The organism is Membranihabitans marinus (genome assembly GCF_021729155.1).
GTDB classification, from domain to species: domain Bacteria; phylum Bacteroidota; class Bacteroidia; order Chitinophagales; family Saprospiraceae; genus Membranihabitans; species Membranihabitans marinus.
On record NZ_JAJQYA010000001.1, the window covers coordinates 57,766 to 76,459 of the forward strand.

Sequence of the window (18,694 nt, forward strand, 5' to 3'; positions counted from 1 at the left end):
AGCCCAAACCTTCGTGTTTCGGATTGATTGGCTTTGCGTATCCAGTCATGGATTATATTAAAATCAAGTCACCGGAGATTGGCAAAATAGCTACCGATTTACATTGCGGTCAGGTCTTTTTGTAGAGAGTAAGATATTGGATCTCCCGACGTTGATTATATAAATACCATGCCGGAGCAGAGTGGCGAAATACATCTCCTAAGGAGAGGTATTTAACTTGTCAGACGGGTTGCTTGATTGAAAAAAATTTAATTTTAATAATACCTACAGAATTTACAAACCACCCCGTCAGTAAACTGACACCCCTCCATTGGAGGGGAATTTGACTATCGAATTACGTTGCAGTCATGCAAAAATCACAATAAAAAAAGTCCTGATAGGACGACATGTATCAGCATAGGGTATTAACCCTATGAATTGATTGTAGCATTGAAAATAAGTCCTGAAGGGACGACATAATAAATTAAATATCTAACGATATACAGGGCAGTCACGCTTCGACGTAGAGACACGACCGAATGAAGTACAAAGTACCCAATCGACTTAACGTCGATTGGATGAGGGAACCACGACCTCCGTGTCGTGGGTGGGTTGGTCTTGCGTCTATTAACACCCCCTATTTGAGACGCAAGGCCAACCCACCCTCGGCATCTAGCCTCGGTTCCTTTATCACTGACCGATTTACGGTCTTTCCCCGCCCACCCACAACACTATGGTCGTGGCTCCCTCATCGTAGACCAAAATAAGGTCTACGGTTCTTCGAACTACATTCGGTCGTGAGCATCATTCAGTAATGTCTCTACGTCTTTAAAATATATTAACAAAATCATTCCTCTTAAATTCGCTGTCGATATACGTTGCGACCAGGTCTTTTTGTAGAGAGTAAGATATTGGATCTCACGACGTTGATTATATTAATACCATGCCGGAGCAGAGTGGCGAAATACACCTCCTAAGGAGAGGTATTTAACTTGTCAGACGGGTTGCTTGATTGAAAAAAATTTAATTTTAATAATACCTACAGAATTCTCAAACCACCCCGTCAGTAAACTGACACCCCTCCATTGGAGTGGAATTTGACTATCGAATTACGTTGCAGTCATGCAAAAATCACAATAAAAAAAGTCCTGAAAGGACGACATGTATCAGCAGAGGGTATTAACCCTATGAATTGATTGTAGCATTGAAAATAAGTCCTGAAGGGACAACATAATAAATTAAATATCTAACGATATACAGGGCAGTCACGCTTCGACGTAGAGACGCAAGATCTTGCGTCTGAAATAGGTGGTGTTAGGAGACGCAAGGCATTGCGTCTCTACGTCTTTAAAATATATTAACAAGATCAATCCTCTTTAATTCGCTATGGTTTTACAATACAGTCTCGCCATTTTGTAGAGACGCAAGATTTTGCGTCTATAGTCAGTCATTATATTAATACCAAGCCGAATAACATCGTTCTAATACCTAACGATCAACGTTACGGTCACGTCTTTTTGTAGAAACACGACCGAATGAAATAGTCTAAAAGACTAATAAATGCCCTTAATATGAACGATCAAAGTGTAAAGCATCGTTGACCGTTAATCGGTCTACGGGGAGTGAAGCACAGAGCCACTGTGCTGCGACAAATCAGCATTAAAATTAACAAGTTTAAAATTTCATATTACAATAAGAGATAATCGCATTGAGGAAACCTAAACCACCGTGTTTCGGGTGCGTGGACCTCCTATTTAGGCTGGCTTAGCTCATGTACTGCGAAGAAATTCTATAAAGTGCAACTAAAATAATAATATGACAAAAAGAACAGGTACAGGGTCAAATATAAAAGTAGACTCAAACAAAACCATATAAAGTATAAATCTAAGTCAACAAAAATCTTTAGTCTACCCTATTTTATAGTGAGAATATATCAATACAAAAAGAATGGCAATGAAGGATTAATTAGTAATTTATAGTAACCCGAGATTAGACATAGAAAAATATCTAAAGAAGTATAGGTAGAAAAGAAATAAATGAGGAATTAAAAATTTAATATAAAATAAGAAAATATACACCAATATAATTCGAAAGAATAACTGCAACATCTAGACTAAAGATCAAAGTTAACTTTGACTTAGTCCTAGGATATATTCAAAACACTGCAATTATTCTTTCAATCCTATATGTTCCACGTGAAACATATAGTTTACTAAATTTCCTTTAAGAAAATATCTAATTCAGCATTAAACTGTTCAGGTAATTCAAGCATAGGTGCATGCCCACATTTGTCGAGAAAGACCAGTTTAGAATTTATAATTTTTTCATTAAACTCTTTAGCTACAAATGGAGGCGTAATAGTATCCTGATTCCCCCAAACCAATAGAGTTGGAATTTTAATCTTATGAAGATCTTCACCAACATTATGACGAATAGCACTCTTGGCTGTTTTTACCATTTTGAGGCATTTCATATTATCTGAAGTTATATCTAACACCTCTTCAACCATTTCATCGGTAACCACACTTTTATCATAAAAAGTAAGATCTATTTTACTTCTTAAAAAAACCTTATCCCCTCTTCTAGGAAAAGAATTTCCAAAAGCACTTTCATATAAACCAGAACTACCGGTAAGTGTCATAGACTTAACTTTATCGCCAAAGTTCAATACATACAACAGGGATAAATGGCCACCCAGAGAATTTCCTATAATATGAAATTCATCTAGCTTTAGGTAATCAGTAAATTCCTTTACGAATTCTGTCAAACTATAAACTGACAACTTTCTAACATTCATTTCAAAAATAGGCAGAATAGGTAGTAATATCCTATACCTATCTTGAAATGCCGTAATAGTATCATCAAAATTACTAGCTGTGCCGAAAAGTCCGTGTAAAAGCAATAGTACTTCCCCATCCTTTGGACCTACATCAACAAACTCAAATTTATCTAACTTCTTTTTCTCGAAAACACTCATAATTCACAATTATTCCTCAAATATATTTAAATTATACTTTCTTAAAGGTATAACTATACATAAGGCTCACAATAAATAGTAAAATACCGTTAATTTGATGGGCTACACCCCAACCAACAGGTACCATACCTACACTATTAATTACCGTTAATATTCCCAAAGCTATTTGAAATAAAAACAAAGTTATAAACAATCTATGTGTAAAAGTTAGGATAGTTCTCAACCATACATGTTTAAAACGTACAAATATATAAATCAAAACAATTACTAAAATCAGAGCTAAATAGCGATGTAGAGTATGAATTAAGGTTGGAAATAAAACTGATTTTTCATAGTTAATAAAGTTATCAACATTCCACAGCGAAGTATTAAAAACAATACTAGGTATCCACTCCCCTTTCATAAGTGGAAAACTTGGATAAAGTAAAGCTGCCTTCATTCCACTAACCATTCCACCAATAAAAATTTGAAGAAATAATAACATTGACAAAATCCTAGATAGGTAAAAGCCCTTTTTATCTACGGTATAATTTCTATTTTGAACCCACATAATGGTCCAAAATAAATAGGCTAAAAGAATAACAGCTAAAATTAAATGGAAGCTGAGCTTATAAGCACTAACCCAGGGTCTATCGACTAACCCACTGGCCACCATTATCCAGCCGAAAGAAGCAACAATAGCTGCCAAAACCAGTACGGTTATTAATCTTTTCAACAGGGTTTTATTAATCCATTTTTTAAAAAGAAAAAATGCAAAAGGAATTATAAATACCAAGCCCATTAATCGCGCCCATAATCTGTGAAAGTATTCCCAGAAATATATAAATTTAAATTCGCCTAAAGACATCCCATGATTGATTTTATGATACTGTGGAGTCTCTTTATACAATTCGTAAGCTACTGACCATTCAGAAGCATTTAATGGTGGTATAGTCCCTGTAATGATGTCCCACTTGGTAATAGACAATCCACTTCCCGTTAATCTAGTAACTCCACCAATTAAAATTTGAATTACTATCATTCCAAAACCAATCCATAACCAAACCAGGACAGATCTATTTACTTTTTGAACATTCATTCTTTTATTATTGATCTAAAAAAAAAATAAAAAGATTTGATATCATCATTAGTACTGTTAGTATGTTGGTATAAAATTAGAAAATTACTTTGTTGTTTACCTACTAACAATTTTGAACACCATTATTAACACAAATATAATAGGGAATTAATTGAACAACCCTATTCTATGACTTTTTCAACAAAATGATGTTAACTGTTGGTAAGGTAGAAAAATTGAAAAAAGTGAATCAATAAGAATTGAAAAAAAGTTGATAAGCACTTAAGAGATCATCCTCTTTACACATTTTCATTGTTCATTCATTTGCTAAAGGGCAAAATTGTGAATAAGCCATAAGTTATTCACATTTCTCTCCACAAAACATAGATTTTTTCATTTTTATAAATCATTATATATTAGTTTTTTAAAGATTATTATAAAAAGTTATGTTTGTAACAATTAAAACATATTATAATTTTTCTTAATTTGTTTGCAATTAAACAAAATGAACATGGGCGATCTATTAAATTATCAATCAGACAAAAAAACTATTGTGGAACTATTGGAAAATGGTATTCACTTTTCCCCTTATTTATTAAGGGATTTCAACATTGCGAAAGGAGAATATTTTCCTGCAATTGTACAATCTCATACCTCTAAGGTATACATGATGTCATGGGGAATTGACAATTACAATCAGTCATTAACACTGACTCAGATTTATTTTAAGTCGTTTGAAAAACAAAGCAGTTTAAAAAAATTGTTGGTTAACAATCGAATTCTAATACCTGTCAACCAACTCATGCAAAACAAAGATGAATATAAACCTGAGTTAGTAATTAGGTCTAAGGAAAACAATATTCTTTATATGGCAGGTATATGGAAGGAGAATGAAGATGGTAGTCTTGGTTTTGCTATTATTACCAAAGATGTAACGGAAGAATATTCAAGTAAAATCAGGAGAATCCCTTTGTTTATAACATCAAGAGAAGATATAGCTACATGGTTGAAAAAGGATACTAAGATTATTAATGAATTAAATTATTTTTTAAAAAAGAAGGTGGATGTAGAAATTTTACACGACATAATTTTAGTATAAGATAATATGCGTGCATTAATTCAACGTGTTTCAAAAGCACATGTTAAAATAGATGGCAAAATCAAATCGGAGATAGGTCAGGGTCTTGTTTGTCTTTTGGGTATTGAAAAACATCATAATAAAGAAGATATTCCTTGGTTGATAAAAAAGATTCTTCAATTGAGGATATTTTCAGATGAAGAAGGTAAAATGAATCTTTCCGTACAAGATGTATTTGGTGAAATACTAGTCATTAGTCAATTTACTTTATTTGCCAGTACCAAAAAGGGAAACAGACCATCGTTTATTGGATCGGAAAATCCTGAGCTTGCTGAAAAAACTTACTTGGAATTTATAGATTTTATGGAATCTCTTTATCCCAACAAAATAAAGACGGGAGAATTTGGAGGAGATATGAAAGTTTCATTAACCAATGATGGACCAGTAACCATAATGATAGATTCTAACGCCAGAGAATAAAATAATTTCAAGTCATAAGTATGGAAATCAAGGCTTATCAACAATTAGTGGATCAATGGATACAAAAATACGGTGTTCGATATTTTGATGAAAAAACAAATATGTTGCTTCTTATGGAAGAAGTAGGAGAGTTGTCTCGTTTAATAGCTAGAATATATGGTGAGCAATCTTTTAAACAGGGAATGACTGCCGACAAATCATCTATAGAAGATGAAATGGCTGATATCTTTTTTGTTTTGACATGTTTATGCAATCAAATGGATATTGATATTACAAATATTATAAATAAAAATATTCAAAAAAAAACGCAGCGAGATAGTGAAAGACACCAAAAAAATGATAAATTAAATAGATAAATGTGTAAAAGATAGGATTTTACGTGAATATACCAATAAGTCAAGAAAAATTTACTAGGGAACTAGAAAAAAGAGATCAACAGATCCACTGCTTAATGCAAATAACGGAAGCCATCAATCACAATGCTTCAGTAACAGATCTCTTTGATATTTTTCGAAAGTCTATTCAAAAACATTACAGTCCTGAAGGCATCACTCTATGTGTTCAAGAAAATAAAGAATGGCTTACTTATAGTACGATTGATAATGCAAAATCAATTGATTATTCACATCAATTTAGTTATTACTCAAAAGGCAAAAACAATTTACACACTTCTGATTACGGAGATATATATATCCCTGTTTACCACAAGCAACAGTTGATAGCCTTGGCTCATTTTTATAAGTTATTTCCAGAAAGCAAGGAAGAAATAAGGTTTTTGAAGACGATTACCAATTTTATTGCCATTGCTATTGAGAATAAGAGATTGTCTAAAGAGAAAAGGGAAAAGGAACATTACAAAACCCAATTGTCTTTGGCCAGGAAAATTCAATTGTCATTAATGCCCAAAAAACTGTCGGATACTAGGGAACTGGAGTTTGAGACCCTATACATCCCACATAGTGAAATAAGTGGGGATTACTTCGACTTTTTCCACATTGAAAACAGTAATATTAGTATTTTTTGTATAGCAGATGTTGCTGGTAAAGGAATTCCAGCGGCTATACTTATGGCGAATTTACAGGCTAGTTTGCGTAGACTGAGTATTAATTTTACAGATATTGTTTCCTTAATTCGCGGATTGAATGAAGCTGTTTATGATACCACTGAGGGAGATAGGGTAGTGACCATATTTTTAGCTGCCTACGATGTAATGAAAAATGAATTGTTGTATATCAATGCTGGACATAACTATCCTATTTTACAACAAGAAGAAGGATATACTAAATTTTTAAAAGAAGGGACTATTCCTCTAGGTGTAATTAGAGATCTACCAGAAATCGTCGTGGGCAAAGAAGAAATCAATAAAGAAACCGTTATATTATCATATACTGATGGCTTGGAAGAATTGAGAAATGGTGAAGGAAAAATGATGGGCCACGACAAAATTTTAGAAAACCTTCAAGATATTAGTTTTGGTAATATAGATGCGATAAGAGATAAAATAGAGGGGTTTATCGAAAATTTTAAAGAAAATGAGCCAATACTAGATGATATCACTGTTTTATTATGTAAAATAAAGCCGAACGGAATTACATAAAATATTATGACTCAAAGAAAAGATAAATCATTGGCGGCCCTATTGGCTTTTATTGGTGGTATAGCAGGCCTTCATAGATTTTATTTAGGACAAACAAAGACAGGTGTATTTATGATACTTCTATCGGTATTTACATTTGGTATGTTGTCATCGTTAATAGGATTAATTGACAGCATTGTATTTTTTACCATGGATGATGAAATATTCGATCTTAAATACAACAAGGAAGAAAATAGAAGAAGAACAGATGCTGCATATTATAAGACAAAGCGCAGAAGGAAAATAAGATCAGAAAAACCAGATTTTCAAAGAAGTCAACATAGGGATTTTAGGCAGTCCGGTAGGAGTAGAAGAATTAAGACCACAAAGGTTGAAAAAACTAAAACTGAAGATAAACCAAAAGAAGCTTACAAGGAATTGTTGGCCAAGGTTGAAAAGTATAAGGCAGCTGGAATTGCTTATTTTAAAGAATACGACTTTGAAGAATCTATAGCTAATTTTAACAAGGTTTTGGAATTGGATTCTGGCAATGTAGCCGCGCATTTCAATATAGCTTGTGCATATTCTCAGATAGAAGACACTACAAAGGCAATTTTTCATTTGGATAAAGCGGTCAAAAATGGGTTTAAAGATTTTGATAAAATAAAAAAACACGAAAAATTATCACTGACTAGGATACAAAAGGAATGGGAAAGCTTTGAAGCCAATGGATTTCAATTAGAAATTGAAAATGAAGAAGAAACCAATCCATTGGAAAATACAAATAGTGAAGGAATTACTGAAGTGGATAATGGAGTTAATTCCTTCAATGAGGAAAAGCCCAATAGTGATTCACTGTTTGAAAATTTGAAACTATTAAAAGAACAGAGAGAAAAGGGACTTATCTCAGATAGTGAATTTGAATTGCAGCGGAGAAAACTCTTATCCTAATTTTTTGGTTTATTATTAAAAGAAGAACTATGCTTTCAGTAGATATAATGGCAAACAGCAATATAAAGGTATCCATGACCAATACCGTAGGGGAAGCCATGGATCTTTTAAATAATCACAAGATTAGACATATACCTTTACTAAAAAGTAAGGCATTTATGGGCATAATCGATGAAACTACCTTGAAGAATACAACGCCATCCACCATTATGAGGGAATTGGTAAACAAAGGGGAGAAAAAATTTGTAAACGATACAGACCACATATTAGAAGCTGCAAAAGTTATGGTAGATAATGAATTGTCTATTGTACCTGTTTTGGCTCAGGATCAATCTTATTTAGGCCTGATAAAAGTAGAAGATTTATTTAATGAAATTGTTTCAAAATTTGGTTTAAACACTGAAGGAAGTCTATTGATCATTGAGATGCAACAGCAAGATTTTCAATTGTCTGAATTAATAAGAATATTGGAGTTGGAAAATGTTCATCTATTTTCTGTTCTGGTTTCCCTCAATTACCTTCCCCTCATTGAAATAACCTTAAAAACAGATATCAAGGACATAAATTCAATTTTGCAAACATTGGAAAGATATTCTTATAAGGTGAAAGCATACTTTGAAAATGACCAATACTCCCATCAATTAAAAGATAGATATGAATCTTTGATGTCTTATCTAAATGTTTAATTTAAAAATACAAAATTAGTTATTACATTAAAATACTAGAAATCATATTCTATTGGGGGAAATGCTGGGCTATAAATAAAATAAAAAAAATAGAACGATTAGACCTTACTAGCATTCTAATAGGAATATATAAATACCTTTCTAAATTTAGCATACCTTATTCATAAAAATTAACTGTAATAGTATAATAAATAGCTGTATACTAGTATGTTATTTTATGCGTTTATACTTTATTTTTATAGTAAATAAAGGCTATTCATAAGGAAATAAACCTCCTTAATAAAGGGGGATAGTAATAATATAAATACCCATAATAAATGACTCAATTGAATGGATCTTATCTTTTGAAATGATTTTATTAAGAATTATTATGATTTTAAAATCGTTCTTTACTTAAAGAAGATCAGTATATTAAGAACTTATTGGAGAATTAAAAAATCTATTTCTTCAATCGTTAGAAAACAGAGGTATGAAAATAGTTAAACTTTCAAAAGATAAGAAAACCACTAAGTGAAGATAAATATCAATAAATATAATATTGTAAAGATTTGTTTCTTGGTATTGGTAAGTATGTGTTTTACTTATTCACAAGCATGGGCACAACAACAAAGCCAACAAAAAATATTGGTTAGGCAAATTAGTTTTGAGGGCAACATAAAAACTAAACCGCAAAGAATACTAAGGGAAATGGAAATTAATGTAGGTGATTCCCTCACATTGACCAGTATTCAAAAAAAACTTAAATTATCCAAAAACAGGATCATAAATACTGGACTATTTACCGATGTAGTTACCAATTTATATTTTGACGAAGAAAATTATAAAAATGTAAGTATTATCATTTCAGTAAAAGAAGGATTGTTTGTCATCCCTATTCCTATCATTGAATTGGCGGCGAGAAATTTTAATGTATGGATAAATGAGTACGATAGTCACATTAAATTTCTAAATCTTGGATTGTATCTAAAATTAAAGAACTTAACAGGAAATGCGGATCAATTAAATTTACTGGCTCAAGGCGGATTTGATAGAAAATTTTCTGTGAATTATATAAGTCCATATTTTGATAGGGAAAGGAAATGGAATTTTCAATTTACCAGTTTACTCAACTCCAACAAGGAGGTATCCTATATAGGTGATGATGGAATACCTACTTTTGCATCCAATAATAATAAATATCTCCACCATCGTTTTGAATCAGGATTTTCATTGAATTATCGACCCAATTATATCAATACATTTAGTGTGAAATTGGGTTTTAATTACCAGGGTATTAGTTCAGAACTATTGGAGACTATACCTACTTTTTTGGCTGGTAAAAAATATCAACGATATAGTGATATTGAATTAAGTTATAGTATTGAACAAAGAAACAATAAGTATCTGGCAACTCAGGGTTGGTTTTCCAAAATAAAAGTACAGAAAAATGGATTGTTTGGCGAAGATGATTATCAAGCTTGGAATGTAAAAGGTGATTTACACGTCCACGATTATTTGGGTAAGGGATGGACCTGGAATAAGAGTTTAATAGTAAGAGCTTTACTACCGAGGGATAAGTATCCCTATTACAATTTGAACCGTTTGGGGGGAGAAGCAGAGTATGTTAGAGGTTATGAAAACTATCAAATAGAAGGGAGTTCTTTGGTCATAGGAAAAACCTCTATGATGAAGAAAATAATAGACAGGCCGATAAATTTAGGTAAACTAATGCCATTTGTAAATTATAAATCGATGGATACAAAAATTTATCTCAGTTTAAATTTTGATTACGGCTATGTATGGGATAATTATTATTATACCAGTGAATGGGTGAATAAACCACTATATGGAGGTGGATTAGGCATTAATTTTTTACTGTATCATCAATTGGGTATTATTTTTGAAGCAAGTATGGATAGGGAAAATAATTTTGGAATATTTTTTCACATTAATGATACATTATAATGAAGATACTGATCTATGCAAATGTGCTATCGAAGGAAAATGAGCAATATTATTTTCAATTGATTGAGAAACTACAACGCCATCATATATTGATCGGTATTTATAAAGATATTAGAAATCATTTTATCCATACCCGGGGTGAATTTTCTGATGATTTTGATATAATTCACGATTACTACCAATTGAGAGAAGACCCATATGACTATTTATTGTCTTTGGGAGGAGATGGTACTATATTGAATGCCACATTGTTGGTAAGAGATATTGATACTCCAATTTTGGGTATAAATCTAGGTAGATTGGGGTATTTGTCCAGTATTGAAAAATCTAAAATTTCAGAGGCCATCGATGATTTGATACAAGGATCTTTTTTACTAGACGAAAGGACGATTTTGCAGATGGATTCAAATCCAGTGTTGTTTAAGGATGAGAATTATGCTTTAAACGATTTTACCATTCACAAAAGAGATAATTCTTCGATGATTATCGTGCACACCTACGTCAATGAAGAGTTTCTAAATACCTATTGGGCAGATGGCTTAATTGTTAGCACTCAAACAGGTTCCACTGGATATTCTTTGAGTTGTGGAGGTCCTATTTTGGCTCCGGGAAGTAATAATTTTATAATAACTCCTGTGGCACCACACAATCTCAATGTGCGTCCAGTAGTTTTGTCCAAAGATGTTACTCTTCGATTTGAAGTAGAAGGAAGAGCTGAAAACTTTCTTTGTACTTTGGATTCAAGGTATGAAGTGATGACGGCTCATCACAGTATTGAGGTAAAGAAGGCAGATTTTAAAATTAAATTGGTTTCACTCGAACACTTATCTTATTTCAAAACCTTGCGCAATAAATTGATGTGGGGAAAAGATTTGAGAAACACAAAAAGTTAAGAAAAATAAAACTTTCTTAATTATAATCTAGTTGTATTGATAAAGAAGTGTTGAAGTTTATAAAATTTCAATACTTTATAGAAATAGTTATATTTTTAATAGCAATAAACGTTTTTAGTCTCTTATGATATACTGAAAGACATGCGATTTCTAACCAATGTAGATATATCAAATTTTTATTCAAATTTTTTGTCTATCGATAGGCAGGATGTCGAGTTTATTATCCACGAATATCAAAACAATAAAGAATTAATAAAAATTATGGCCTTGGAGCAAAGGCTGCAATTGGAATATATTTATTTGGAGGCATTGTTTAATGTAGGTAGTTATGGTATTTTTTTAAGGGTTGTGGATGAGACAATTGAAGAGATAATAGATAAAAACATAGTCTATATAGAAAGACAAAATGTATTTGAATCCTTACTTTTTAAAAAGGCTTCTGCCCTATTTCACTCGGGATTTATAGATGAGTCACTATATGTGATCTTAGAATTGATAAAAATAAATCCAAACGTTACTCTATACAAAGCCATGTTGGGCAAAATATATTATAAGAGGAATGAAAATCGTTTTCAACATATCAAATGGATATGTGTAATACTGGTTATTGTTGCCGCTTTGGTATATGGAGTAAATTTGCTAATAGTACGACCAGTAACTGGTGAGTATTTACCTATTCTTTTTGATCTAGGATTTTTGTTGTTAAATATTGGATTCTTAAGTTATATACTTGGAGAAATATTTTCATTTGCGGCAGCTACCCTATCTAGCCGTTATGTAGTGAATAAAATAAAGAAAAACAAGGTAAAACCCATTGAATAAGGTGAAAGAACTTTGTTTTGATATTGTCAAAAACAATGTGTTATAATGACAGAATGTCATTGAATTATTGTCTATTCGTCATTTACCCATTTATAAACAAATTAATTATTCTACCTTATTTTAGTAGTTACCCACCATGTAGGTGTTGTAAATACTGTGTTTGGGTTGAAATACATACTATTTCATTCATTGCCGAAAGTTAATCCTGTGTTATGTAAACATAGAATAGCATAATTATTGATAATCTTATCAAGTATTGACCTCATAAAGGAGAAAATGGATAATAGTTATGCCATAGAATATGTTACATAATGAGGACGTGATTTGATCTTTAATGGATGTTTTTGCGGAGTAAACGAATAAGAAGCAGTTGTATCTTTATTGAAAACTTATTCTTTGGAAGGTTATATCTTGCTTAACTTTGTGTCAACATCATACTATAATATAAACACTACTATAATGTTAAAATTTCTAAAGAATATTTTTGGTACAAAACACGACAGAGATGTTAAAAATTATTTGCCAAAAGTAGAATTGATCAATGAACATTTTGAGGCTTATCAATCATTGACCAATGACGAATTGAGGAATAAGACCTTGGAGTTTAGAGAAAGAATAACTACCTATTTAGAGGATATTGACAGTGAGATTGTAAAGAGAAGAGAGGAAGCAATAGCGATCAAAGATTTTGCAGAGAAAGAAGAGCTTTTCAATCAAGTGGATGCACTCGAAAATGATAGAAATACTTATCTGGAAGAAATCCTTATGGAGATATTGCCAGAGGCTTTCGCAGTTATAAAAGAAACGGCGAGACGATTCTCTACTCAAGAGGAGATAAAGGTTACCGCTACCGACATGGATAGGAATTTGGCTGCCAAAAAGGATTTTGTGACCATTCAGGGAGACCAAGCTATTTGGAAAAACCGTTGGTTGGCAGGAGGAGCTGAAGTTAAGTGGAATATGATCCATTACGATGTACAGTTGATAGGGGGAATGGTATTGCACGATGGCAAGATAGCTGAGATGGCTACTGGTGAAGGTAAAACTTTAGTGGCTACACTTCCAGCATACTTAAACGGATTGGCAGGTAGAGGTGTCCATGTGGTAACCGTGAACGATTACTTGGCCAAACGGGATTCCGAATGGGTAGGGCCGATATATCAATTCTTGTTTTTGACTGTAGATTGTATAGACAAATACAAACCGCATTCCCCAGATAGAGATGCGGCGTATTTATGTGATATAACCTTTGGTACCAACAATGAGTTTGGCTTCGATTATTTGAGAGACAATATGGTTCGATCCAAAGGCGAGCAAGTTCAGCGCAAACATCACTATACCATTGTGGATGAGGTGGATTCGGTATTAATTGACGATGCGAGAACACCGTTAATTATTTCTGGACCTATACCTAAAGATGCCGATCAACAAGAATATGTGGAATTAAATCCCAAAGTGGGTAAGTTGGTAGGGGAACAGAAAAAATTGGCAACAAAATATTTAACCGATGCCAAAAAACTGATTGAATCAGGTTCTTTGGGTTATGGTGAAGATGAAGGAGGTATGGCTCTGTTGAGATCTTATCGGGCATTTCCCAAAAACAGACCATTGATTAAATATCTGAGTGAGGATGGTATAAAAGCTATTTTGCAAAAAGCGGAGAATCACTATATGCAAGAACAATCAAAGCATATGCATGTAGTAGATGAGCCTTTGTATTTTACCATAGACGAAAAAAATAGAAATGTTGAAGTAACGGAGAGAGGGGTTGAATTTTTATCCAAGTACGAGGAAAATCCAGATTTCTTTGTTATGCCTGATTTGGCAACTGAATTATTAAAGATAGAACAGGAAAATACTGATCCTCGAGAAGTCAGGGAGAAGAAACAAGAACTTATTCAAGATTATTCAGAAAAATCTAAGAGACTTCACTCGATTAGCCAATTGTTGAAAGCATATGCATTATTTGAAAAGGATGCAGAATATGTGGTCATGGACGGTCAAGTAAAGATAGTCGATGAGCAAACTGGTCGGATGATGGAAGGTAGAAGATATTCCGATGGTCTGCACCAAGCATTAGAAGCCAAAGAAAATGTAAAAGTTGGTGATCTTACCCAGACTTATGCCACGGTTACCTTGCAAAACTATTTCCGAATGTATCACAAGTTGTCTGGTATGACTGGTACAGCGGAAACAGAAGCCAACGAACTTTGGGAAATATACGAATTGGATGTGGTGGTAGTTCCTACCAATAAGCCTATAATAAGAGACGATAGAAATGATTTCTTGTTTAAAACCCAACGAGAAAAATACAATGCTGTAATTCAAGAAATAGCAGAAATGACTAAAGTAGGTCGACCGGTCTTGGTCGGTACTACTTCGGTAGAAACATCAGAAAAACTGAGTAGGATGTTGAACATTGCCGGTATTCCACACAATGTATTAAATGCCAAACAACATCAAAGAGAGGCAGAAATCGTAGCGGAAGCTGGATATCCATCCAAGGTCACTATTGCGACCAATATGGCTGGTAGGGGTACCGATATCAAGATATCGGAAGAGGTTAAAAAAGCTGGAGGATTGGGTATCATTGGTACTGAGCGTCATGATTCTAGAAGGGTAGATAGACAGTTGCGTGGTAGAGCAGGACGACAGGGAGATCCAGGTAGCTCCCAATTTTTTGTATCCTTGGAGGACAATCTTATGCGTTTGTTTATGAATGAACGATCGATTAAGATTATGGATAGAATGGGTCTTAAGGAAGGGGAAGTCATTCAGAATGGAATGATGACCAAATCCATCGAAGGAGCTCAAAAGAAAGTAGAAGAAAACAACTTTGGTATCCGTAAAAGATTGTTGGAATACGATGATGTAATGAATATCCAACGTGAAGCCATTTACAAAAAACGTGAGAATGCACTAAAAGGCGAAAGGCTAGAAGTCGATCTTAGAAATATGGTGGACGGCTTTATCGAAAGTTTGGTGTACGAACATAAATCAGAGGGTGATTACTCAACGTTTAGAGAAGCATCAATCAGAGAAGTAGGTTATGATCCACAAATGGATAAAGAGTATTTTAATACGACATCTATAGATGAAGTATCCAATACTTTTAGAGCTGAAATATGGAAGTTTTACGAGGAAAAAGAAGCCTATATCATTAAAATTCTTTTGCCTACAATTACCAACATTTATCAAAATGAAGGCAATAAGTATAAGCGAATAGCGCTACCCTATTCGGATGGAACATCGAAAACTTTAAATTTAACAGCAGATTTAGAACAAGCGGTTAAAACAGAAGGTGTGTCCATAATGAGGGATCTCGAAAAGACGGTGACCTTAGCGCTGATTGATGAAAACTGGAAAGAACACTTGCGCTATATGGACGAATTGAAGGAATCAGTGCAAGCTGCAGCCTTCGAACAAAAAGATCCATTGGTGATATATAAGATGGAAGCCTATAATCTATTTGAAGAATTAATATATAAAATTAATCGAGAAGTATCTGGGTGGATATTAGGAGGTAAGATTTTAATAGACGCACCTAGAGATGTTAAAGAAGCGAGAGTTGAGCGTACAGATTTGAGTGGAACAAGTACCAATAGATCAGCCGAAGAGTTGGCTGCAAGAAAGGCTGCGAGTAATGCGGGTAGAAGTCCTCAGAAGGTGGAGACATTTGTGAGGGAAGAAAAGAAGGTCGGTAGGAATGATCCTTGTCCTTGTGGAAGTGGAAAAAAATATAAACAATGTCATGGAAAAGTATAATTGTGTTATTTTGGGATTAAATTATATCCCATGAATGTAAAAACTTATATTGATTATACTTTACTAAAACCAGATCTGACCTTTGAACAAATAGATAAGGTTGTTTTTGAGGCCATTATAAATAAATATTATTCTATCTGCATCCCCCCTTATTTCATTGACCGCGTAAAGAGGGCAGTCGATGAAAAGGACTTAGTTATAACGACGGTGATTGGATTTCCCAATGGATTTGAGTCGTATAAAGGAAAGGTGGAAGAAATTAAAGAAGCCGTATCCAATGGAGCCAAAGAAATGGATGCAGTATTGAACTTAAGTGCAGTAAAAAACAATAAGTGGAATTATGTGGAAAACGAAATTGATAGTTTGACTTCTATTTGTCGTTTAAAAAATGCCAAGTTAAAATTGATAGTTGAGAACCAATTGGTGACAGAAGAGGAATTAGATCAAATCGTTAAACTATGCATTAAACACAATGTAGATTTTATAAAGACAGCAACCGGAGTTAATGGTAAAACAAGTCTAGAATTTATACGTTCATTAAAAAGATTATGTGGTGATGATTTGTTGATAAAGGCAGCAGGTGGAATATCTACAAAAGAAGAAGCGATAGCGATGATTGAGAATGGAGCGAGTCGTATAGGAACGAGTTCATTAATATAAAAGCCAAAATGAAGATATCAATTTTTCAAATAGGATTTTTGGCCATTTTTTTAATGGTTTCAAAATTGGATGCACAGCAGGTTTCATTTCAGGAATCTCCTAAGGTGGATCGCGCCATGGAAAATTATATAAATGCTATGCAAAATACAACCGAATTGTCGGGGTATAGAATATTGTATTTTTTCACGAATGATCGTCGTGAAATGGAAGAGGTGGAAAAAAGATTTGTGGAAAAATTTGACTTTATACCTCATGATTGGGTTCACGATCAACCTTATTACAACCTTTATGCGGGGTCATTTCTGTCCAAATATAAGGCGATGAATTTACTTTCACAATTGAGGGAAGATTTTCCTGCAGCCGTATTGGTCAATGCAAAAGTGACTAAGGAAAATGTGTATGAGAGTAGATTAAAAATTCAGTAATATTGAATAAGATTAGAAAACATTCATTTGATTGGGTTCTATGTGGAGTATTCTTCAGTATCTTGATTGTTGGTTGGTTTATTAAAGTTGCTGCCACACCGGCTACATCATTTTACGATGTAGAAATTTTCAATATAAGGTCAACAGTAGGTATGCAAACTTATTGGACCATTGCCTGTATTTTGGTTTTTTTGTCGGTCTTGTTGATTGAAAAAAAATTCTGGAATATATTTTCTCTGCCCATTTATGGACTGAGTCTATTATTGCTATTACTGGTCTTGGTCTTCGGTTCGGAGATTAACGGAGCTAAGTCATGGATTAGTTTGGGAGGATTTTCTTTACAACCTTCAGAATTAGCCAAATTTGCAACCTGTCTATCCTTGAGTAACTTTTTGGCGAATCCCTCCGTGAAGCTGGATAATTTTCGGTCTATATTTATATCCTTAATTATAATTTCCGCTCCGATCTTGTTAATCTTATTACAACCAGATATGGGATCGGCTTTGGTATTTTTTGCATTTAGTTTTGTCCTGTTTAGAAATGGTATTTCGATTTGGCCATTCATTGCTATTATATTATTGGGGGCAGTCTTTATAATGACATTATCCTTTAGTGTATACAGCACTTTGGCTTTCTTGATGATTACTCTAATGCTGGTATTGGGTTCGCAAAACAAGTTTTTTAAATATTGGCTTTTGAGTATATCTATTTTGACCATTGCCAATATTGTTTGTTTTTACAATGAATTGGAAGTGCTAATATTGATTTTTGATGCTTGCATTGCCATAATGTTTATATTCTTGTCGATTAGAGAAGGTCAGCTCAAATTGGTATCCATTATATCTTCGATATTTGTTTTGTTTTCAGGCCTGTCTTATGCCACATCTTTTGTGTTTTTTAATGTTTTAAAACCCCATCAGCAAGATAGATTAAACGCTTGGTTACATCCAGAGCTTTGTGATCCAAGAGGAAGTTTATACAATGTGATTTTATCTAAAATGGCTATTAGTTCTGGTGGTATGAATGGCAAAGGATATATGGAGGGAACATTGACCAAGCTCAATTATGTACCAGAACATACCACGGATTTTATTTTCTGTATCGTTGGTGAAGAACAGGGATTTATAGGGTCAATGGTGATTCTATCTATCTTTTTTATCATGATATTTCGGATAATTTATATAGCGGAGAAATCAAATATTAGATTTGTTTCCAATTTTGGATATGGATTTGCAGGTATATTATTTTTCCATGTTTTTATTAATATTGGAATGACTATTGGTCTTGTTCCAGTCATTGGAATACCGCTGCCTTTTATTTCTTATGGAGGTTCTGCCTTGTTAGGATTTTCCCTTATGTTTGCAGTGTTTCTAAATATTTCAAGTAAAGAATACTAATCTA

Annotated in this window: 15 protein-coding genes; 13 read left to right on the forward strand and 2 right to left on the reverse strand. The window is 33.3% G+C overall.

Annotated elements, in window-relative coordinates:
* Window positions 1–2,191: 2,191 nt before the first annotated feature.
* Both LVD51_RS00205 and LVD51_RS00210 read right to left on the reverse strand, forming a co-directional pair.
* The gene (locus LVD51_RS00205) at window positions 2,192–2,956 is read right to left on the reverse strand and encodes an alpha/beta fold hydrolase (RefSeq protein ID WP_236969146.1); all 765 of its coding nucleotides are present in this window, start codon (window positions 2,954–2,956) and stop codon (window positions 2,192–2,194) included.
* A gap of 31 nt (window positions 2,957–2,987) precedes the next feature.
* Window positions 2,988–4,034, reverse strand: a complete 1,047-nt coding sequence (locus tag LVD51_RS00210; RefSeq protein ID WP_236969147.1) for a COX15/CtaA family protein — start codon at window positions 4,032–4,034, stop codon at window positions 2,988–2,990.
* 490 nt (window positions 4,035–4,524) lie between these two features.
* On the opposite strand from LVD51_RS00210, the gene LVD51_RS00215 reads away from it, so the two are divergent.
* From LVD51_RS00215 to rodA, 13 genes are all read left to right on the forward strand, one after another.
* Window positions 4,525–5,112 (forward strand): SOS response-associated peptidase family protein, encoded by a 588-nt coding sequence (locus LVD51_RS00215; RefSeq protein WP_236969148.1) that lies wholly within the window; start codon window positions 4,525–4,527, stop codon window positions 5,110–5,112.
* Between the two features lie 6 nt (window positions 5,113–5,118).
* On the forward strand, window positions 5,119–5,571 hold the full coding sequence (gene dtd / locus LVD51_RS00220; RefSeq protein WP_236969149.1) for a D-aminoacyl-tRNA deacylase: 453 nt from the start codon (window positions 5,119–5,121) through the stop codon (window positions 5,569–5,571).
* 20 nt (window positions 5,572–5,591) lie between these two features.
* Window positions 5,592–5,927 (forward strand): nucleotide pyrophosphohydrolase, encoded by a 336-nt coding sequence (locus tag LVD51_RS00225; protein ID WP_236969150.1) that lies wholly within the window; start codon window positions 5,592–5,594, stop codon window positions 5,925–5,927.
* A 23-nt stretch (window positions 5,928–5,950) separates the two neighbouring features.
* Window positions 5,951–7,168 (forward strand): PP2C family protein-serine/threonine phosphatase, encoded by a 1,218-nt coding sequence (locus tag LVD51_RS20080; RefSeq protein ID WP_236969151.1) that lies wholly within the window; start codon window positions 5,951–5,953, stop codon window positions 7,166–7,168.
* A gap of 6 nt (window positions 7,169–7,174) precedes the next feature.
* On the forward strand, window positions 7,175–8,098 hold the full coding sequence (locus LVD51_RS00235; protein ID WP_236969152.1) for a TM2 domain-containing protein: 924 nt from the start codon (window positions 7,175–7,177) through the stop codon (window positions 8,096–8,098).
* A 29-nt stretch (window positions 8,099–8,127) separates the two neighbouring features.
* A complete protein-coding gene (locus LVD51_RS00240; RefSeq protein WP_236969153.1) occupies window positions 8,128–8,784 on the forward strand; it encodes a CBS domain-containing protein in 657 nt (218 codons plus the stop codon).
* 510 nt (window positions 8,785–9,294) lie between these two features.
* Window positions 9,295–10,728 (forward strand): BamA/TamA family outer membrane protein, encoded by a 1,434-nt coding sequence (locus tag LVD51_RS00245; protein WP_236969154.1) that lies wholly within the window; start codon window positions 9,295–9,297, stop codon window positions 10,726–10,728.
* Complete coding sequence (locus LVD51_RS00250) at window positions 10,728–11,621, forward strand: NAD kinase (protein WP_236969155.1); 894 nt, start codon at window positions 10,728–10,730, stop codon at window positions 11,619–11,621. The genes LVD51_RS00245 and LVD51_RS00250 overlap by 1 nt, the downstream gene beginning before the upstream one ends.
* A 141-nt stretch (window positions 11,622–11,762) precedes the next feature.
* Window positions 11,763–12,443, forward strand: a complete 681-nt coding sequence (locus LVD51_RS00255; RefSeq protein ID WP_236969156.1) for a hypothetical protein — start codon at window positions 11,763–11,765, stop codon at window positions 12,441–12,443.
* A 459-nt stretch (window positions 12,444–12,902) separates the two neighbouring features.
* Window positions 12,903–16,208, forward strand: coding sequence for a preprotein translocase subunit SecA (gene secA / locus LVD51_RS00260; RefSeq protein WP_236969157.1), 3,306 nt, complete (start codon window positions 12,903–12,905; stop codon window positions 16,206–16,208).
* A 30-nt stretch (window positions 16,209–16,238) separates the two neighbouring features.
* Window positions 16,239–16,868: a deoxyribose-phosphate aldolase gene (deoC, locus tag LVD51_RS00265; RefSeq protein ID WP_236969158.1), complete on the forward strand. Its 630-nt coding sequence runs from the start codon at window positions 16,239–16,241 to the stop codon at window positions 16,866–16,868.
* 8 nt (window positions 16,869–16,876) lie between these two features.
* Window positions 16,877–17,293, forward strand: a complete 417-nt coding sequence (locus tag LVD51_RS00270; protein WP_236969159.1) for a hypothetical protein — start codon at window positions 16,877–16,879, stop codon at window positions 17,291–17,293.
* A gap of 2 nt (window positions 17,294–17,295) precedes the next feature.
* Window positions 17,296–18,690: a rod shape-determining protein RodA gene (gene rodA / locus LVD51_RS00275; protein ID WP_236969160.1), complete on the forward strand. Its 1,395-nt coding sequence runs from the start codon at window positions 17,296–17,298 to the stop codon at window positions 18,688–18,690.
* Window positions 18,691–18,694: the final 4 nt, after the last annotated feature.

Bases quoted from the DNA above. Each gene is read 5' to 3' on its own strand.
- LVD51_RS00205 (WP_236969146.1), bottom strand. From the start codon at position 2,956: ATGAGTGTTTTCGAGAAAAAGAAGTTAGATAAATTTGAGTTTGTTGAT.
- LVD51_RS00210 (WP_236969147.1), bottom strand. From the start codon at position 4,034: ATGAATGTTCAAAAAGTAAATAGATCTGTCCTGGTTTGGTTATGGATT.
- LVD51_RS00215 (WP_236969148.1), top strand. From the start codon at position 4,525: ATGGGCGATCTATTAAATTATCAATCAGACAAAAAAACTATTGTGGAA.
- dtd (WP_236969149.1), top strand. From the start codon at position 5,119: ATGCGTGCATTAATTCAACGTGTTTCAAAAGCACATGTTAAAATAGAT.
- LVD51_RS00225 (WP_236969150.1), top strand. From the start codon at position 5,592: ATGGAAATCAAGGCTTATCAACAATTAGTGGATCAATGGATACAAAAA.
- LVD51_RS00235 (WP_236969152.1), top strand. From the start codon at position 7,175: ATGACTCAAAGAAAAGATAAATCATTGGCGGCCCTATTGGCTTTTATT.
- LVD51_RS00240 (WP_236969153.1), top strand. From the start codon at position 8,128: ATGCTTTCAGTAGATATAATGGCAAACAGCAATATAAAGGTATCCATG.
- LVD51_RS00250 (WP_236969155.1), top strand. From the start codon at position 10,728: ATGAAGATACTGATCTATGCAAATGTGCTATCGAAGGAAAATGAGCAA.
- LVD51_RS00255 (WP_236969156.1), top strand. From the start codon at position 11,763: ATGCGATTTCTAACCAATGTAGATATATCAAATTTTTATTCAAATTTT.
- secA (WP_236969157.1), top strand. From the start codon at position 12,903: ATGTTAAAATTTCTAAAGAATATTTTTGGTACAAAACACGACAGAGAT.
- deoC (WP_236969158.1), top strand. From the start codon at position 16,239: ATGAATGTAAAAACTTATATTGATTATACTTTACTAAAACCAGATCTG.
- LVD51_RS00270 (WP_236969159.1), top strand. From the start codon at position 16,877: ATGAAGATATCAATTTTTCAAATAGGATTTTTGGCCATTTTTTTAATG.